Source organism: Rhizobium sp. SVR5-9E (assembly GCF_056755095.1).
The window spans coordinates 1-311 of record NZ_JBNDHS010000325.1 but is presented as its reverse complement, the minus strand read 5'-3'; the positions used below and the strand labels follow the sequence as shown (position 1 = coordinate 311).

The following is a 311-nucleotide window of genomic DNA, read 5'->3' as shown; positions in this document are numbered from 1 at the left end:
CTCTGGAAGCATTGGGTGAAGTGGCCACAATCAAAGTAATTGAAAAACTGAGAGAAGATGAAAGCGGAATCTATGGTGGCGGAGCCAGGGGAAGTATGAATAAAGCGCCTTACAGCACGTATAATTTCAGCATTAGTTTCCCTTGTGGCCCTGAAAATGTAGATAAACTGACAAAAAGTGCCATAGCAGAACTTCAGAAGCTGATCGATAAAGGTCCTGAACAAAAAGACCTTGACAAGTACAAAGAAGGAGAAATGAATGATTATAATACCCAGATAAAAGATAATATGTTCTGGATGAATAATCTTACC

1 protein-coding gene is annotated in these 311 nt (G+C 39.2%); it reads left to right on the top strand.

What is annotated here, in order from left to right:
• Nucleotides 1-311: insulinase family protein (locus ACPYOJ_RS35025; RefSeq protein WP_481420331.1), on the top strand; the 311-nt coding region annotated here is incomplete at both ends.